This is a genomic window from Rubellimicrobium roseum, assembly GCF_006152145.1.
Classification (GTDB): domain Bacteria; phylum Pseudomonadota; class Alphaproteobacteria; order Rhodobacterales; family Rhodobacteraceae; genus Rubellimicrobium; species Rubellimicrobium roseum.
Genome location: NZ_VDFV01000104.1, coordinates 1 through 4,165 on the forward strand (window position 1 = coordinate 1; position 4,165 = coordinate 4,165).

At 66.7% G+C, this 4,165-nt stretch carries 3 protein-coding genes; all 3 read left to right on the top strand.

Going from position 1 to position 4,165, the window contains the following annotated elements:
* Positions 1-219 precede the first annotated feature (219 nt).
* Entirely contained in the window at positions 220-1,404 is a 1,185-nt protein-coding gene (gene repA / locus FHG71_RS22765; RefSeq protein ID WP_246045578.1) for a plasmid partitioning protein RepA, read from the top strand.
* Positions 1,404-2,396, top strand: a complete 993-nt coding sequence (gene repB, locus FHG71_RS22770; protein ID WP_139084061.1) for a plasmid partitioning protein RepB — start codon at positions 1,404-1,406, stop codon at positions 2,394-2,396. Before repA ends, repB begins: the two co-directional genes overlap by 1 nt.
* Positions 2,397-2,603: 207 nt before the next feature.
* The gene (repC, locus tag FHG71_RS22775) at positions 2,604-3,845 is read left to right on the top strand and encodes a plasmid replication protein RepC (RefSeq protein WP_139084063.1); all 1,242 of its coding nucleotides are present in this window, start codon (positions 2,604-2,606) and stop codon (positions 3,843-3,845) included.
* Positions 3,846-4,165 lie beyond the last annotated feature (320 nt).

Below are 4,165 nucleotides of genomic sequence, written 5' to 3' on the forward strand. Positions count from 1 at the left end.
TCCTGCCCCCGCAACCAGATCCCAGACAAACGGCGGCCCCGCACGGGCCGCCGTTTGCATTTGAGGCCCCTGCGCGCGGCAATCAGCCGATCCGACCCGAAAAGCGGAAGATTTCTCTTGTGCCGAATCGAATGAGTCGGCATCACGAACGCGTGAAGTATGGGGCGTTTTGTGAAACGTAATCTCAAGTTTCAGCTGCAGGAGCTTCCATCCGCCCGGGTGCCTCGTACTCGGATCGACCGTTTGGTGGCCGAGCACGCCCGCGCCCTGTCCGATCGTCTCGTGGCGCACCGCGCCGAGCTCTTCCCCCCTGACGCCCACAAGACGCTCCGCCGCTTCAACTCCATCGAGACCGCGCGCTTCCTGCGCGTGAGCGACGCCTGGCTGCGCCGCCTTGCGCTCGATGGCCGTGGTCCCACGCCAGCGAAGGGGCCGAAGCGGGGCTGGTACTATACATCGCACGACATCGCGGCCTTGCGCCACCTCCTCGAGGAGGGCAGCCGCGTTCCGGGCACCTACATGCCGGGTCGGCGCGACGGCGACCATCTCCAGGTCATCTGCGTGGTCAACTTCAAGGGCGGGTCGGGCAAGACTACCACCGCCGCCCATTTGGCGCAGAGATGCGCGCTCGACGGATACCGGGTGCTGGCCATCGACGTCGATCCCCAGGCCTCGCTGTCCATGCTCCATGGGGTGCAGCCCGAACTCGACCTCTTCGACGGCGGCACGCTCTGGGATGCCATCCGCGATGAGGACCCGCGTCCGCTGCGCGAACTCATCCGTCCCACCTGCTTCGCCAACCTCGACCTCGTTCCCGGCAATCTCGATCTCATGGACTTCGAGCACGAGACGCCGCGCCTTCTCGCTCAGGAAGGGGCCGCGCGGTCCGGCAATCCGTTCTTCACCAAGATCGCCGAGGCCCTGGAAAGCGTCGAGGCGGACTACGATCTCGTCGTGATCGACTGTCCGCCCCAGCTGGGCTTCCTGACCATGGCCGCGCTCTCGGCCGCCACTGCCGTCCTCGTCACCGTGCACCCGCAGATGCTCGACGTGATGAGCATGTGCCAGTTCCTCCTCATGACCTCGGACCTTCTGGGCGTCGTCGCCGAGGCCGGAGGCAACATGGAGTATGACTGGCTGCGGTATCTGGTGACCCGCTACGAGCCGGGCGATGGTCCGCAGAACCAGATGGTGAGCTTCATGCGCACCCTCTTCGGCGAGCACGTGCTCAACCATCCGGTGCTCAAGTCCACCGCCATCTCCGACGCCGCGCTGACCAAGCAGACCCTCTACGAGGTCGAGAAAGGCGCCTTCAGCCGCTCCACCTACGAGCGGGCGCTCGAGAGCCTCGACGCCGTGAACGGCGAGATCCAGGGGCTCATCCAGAAGGCCTGGGGGCGCTGATGGGCCGCAAGAACCTCCTGTCGGGCCTTCTGCCCCCCACCTCCGAGGCGCCGCCCGAGACCGCAGCCTCCGTGCCGGCCGCCCCCGTCCGCATGCGGGCCGGGCGGGGCGCCATCGGCGCGGTATCCCAGAGCTTGGCCGAACTGCGGGCCCGAGCGGTGCTGGACCTGGATCCCTGGTCGATCGAGGCAGGAGGCCTGCCCGACCGGCTGGAATCGGACCCGGAAAACGACGCGGCCCTGGCCCGCTCCATCGCCGAATACGGCCAGCAGGTCCCCGTGCTCGTGCGTCCGCATCCCGAGAAGGAGGGGCGCTACCAGGTCGTCTATGGCCGCCGGCGGGTGCTGGCGGCGCGAGACCTGGGCCGGACCGTCAAGGCGCTGGTGCGCGAGATCGACGACCCCGCGCTGGTCATGGCCCAGGGTCAGGAGAACTCGACCCGCCGCGACCTCAGCTTCATCGAGAAGGCACATTTCGCCTGGCAGATGCTCGAGGCCGGCTTCGACCGCAAGGCGATCGGGGACGCGCTGTCCGTCGACAAGACGGTGGTCTCGCGCATGCTGGCGGTCATGGAGCGCGTGCCGCTCGACCTCATCCGCTTCATCGGCTCGGCGGTTTCGGCCGGTCGCGACCGCTGGATGCTGGTGGGCGAACGCATCGCCGCTGCGGGCCACGACGCCGACCACCTCAAGATGATGATCATGGCCACGGCCAAGGACGAGAGCTCCGACGAGCGATTCGAGGCGCTCTTCGCCTATCTCGAGAAGCCCTTCCGGCCGCGTCCACCCGACCCGACCGCGCCTCGAGCCATCCGTCGGCCCACCCACCCGCTGCGCAGCGCCGAAGGTGCCCGCCTGGGTGCCGCGCGCACGAGCGAGACGGCTGTGGTGCTACGTCTGGACCGCGCCAGAACCCAAGGATTCGAGGAGTGGCTCCTCAAGCATCTGGCCGAGCTTCACCGCGACTGGCTTTCCCGCCGCGGACAATGCTAGGCTGACTGAAGACACTCAAGGAAAGGAGAACGGATACCCGAAAACGAAAGCTCCCCAGGAAGGCAGGAACCATCCCAGGGAGGCTAAACGCTAGCTGAGGCCTGCAAGCCAAAACAGCCGGAAATCACAACCCGAGAATAGCCTCCTCACCGAAATACTGTCAACACCGGCCTGGGCCGAGTGGCTGTTTTCGTGCCGTGCACGGCCATGCAACATATCGCGCTCACGCCCTTCGGACGGGCTCAGGTCACGCTTTCCCAGATCGCGGCGGCCTCCCAGGTCCCTGCTCCCGCCCTTCCCTGCGACAAATGGCATCTCCTGGACCGCCTCCGTGCGGCCCGCGCCCGTTTCGGCCTGACCGACCGAGCCCTCACGGTGCTGCAGGCGCTCCTGAGCTTTTTGCCCGGGCGTGAGCTCCGGGACGGCGAGCCTCTCGTGGTCTTTCCCTCCAACGCTCGGCTCTCCGAGCGCACCCGGGGGATGCCCGAGAGCACGCTGCGTCGGCACCTTGCCGCCCTGCTGCGCGCGGGCCTTCTGCTGCGTCGCGACAGCCCCAACGGCAAGCGCTATGTCCGGCGCGACGGCGAGGGACAGGTCGTCGCGGCCTACGGCTTCGATCTGCGCCCGCTTCTCCTGCGCGCGGCCGATCTCGAGGCCCTGGCCCGGGCCGCCGAGGCCGAGGACCTGGCGCTGAGCCATCTGCGGACCGAGGTCTCGGTCCTGTTGCGCGATGCGCTCAAGCTCGCGGCCTTCCTGGGCAAGGAGCCGGAACCCTGGCTCCTTGCTGTTCGCGCGCGCCTGCGCCGCCGCTTGGAACGGGTCGATCTCGAGGACTTGGTCCGCGACCTCGTCGTGCAGGTGGAGAAGGACCGTCGCTGTGCGCTGTCGACAGAGGGAATGAGCGGCAGTGACAGCCAAAATGAGCGGCACATAGAGAGTCATATCCAGACTCCTTATGAATCTTCTGAAGCCGAAGCCGGCTGCGAAGATGCCAGACCGAAGCGGTCCTCCGGTGGCCCTGAACCATGCCAAAGAACCGAAACGCGCGCTCCCAAGACCCCGCGAACCCCTGGAATCCCTCTCGAACTGCTGCTGACGGCCTGCCCGGAGGTGCTGGCTTATGCCGCAACCCCCCCAAGGCGCTGGCGCGACCTGGTGGATCTGGCCGAGATGCTGCGTGGCTACATGGGCATCGGCACTCCCGTCTGGACCGAGGCCTGTCATCGCATGGGTCCCGAGCTTGCGGCTGGGGTGCTGGCTGCGATGCTCCAGCGCTTCGGCGAGATACGGAACCCCGGCGGCTATCTGCGCCAGCTGACCCGTCAGCACGGTAGGGGGCAGCTGAACCTCGGAGGCATGATCCACGCCCTGCTCATGCGTCAGGACAAGAGGCACGTTGACCAGGGTCAACCCGCAGCGCCTCATCGCGGACGTCCTGATGAGGCCTAGACCCTGTCTCCGGTGGCGTCCGATCATCCGGGATCAACCCTGTCCGATCGTCAGGAAGGCCGGACTGGGACGTATCTTTGAGGACTACCCTTCCAGGACATGAGTACCTTGAAGGGGGAGATCCGAAACCCCATATGGGTCGGACGCGTCGTCCGGACTCCGAGTGGTTCGGCTGACGCGAAGGCAGATCGACGGGATGGAAGAAAGGGGTTGTCATCCCCCGAATCCTTCACTAGATCAGGCCTCCTCGGACGGACGGCGGTGACGCTTCGGTCTGGGCCACATCGGATGGTTGATCTGGCGGGGTGCGGACAGGGGTT

Bases quoted from the DNA above. Each gene is read 5' to 3' on its own strand.
- repB (WP_139084061.1), top strand. From the start codon at position 1,404: ATGGGCCGCAAGAACCTCCTGTCGGGCCTTCTGCCCCCCACCTCCGAG.
- repC (WP_139084063.1), top strand. From the start codon at position 2,604: ATGCAACATATCGCGCTCACGCCCTTCGGACGGGCTCAGGTCACGCTT.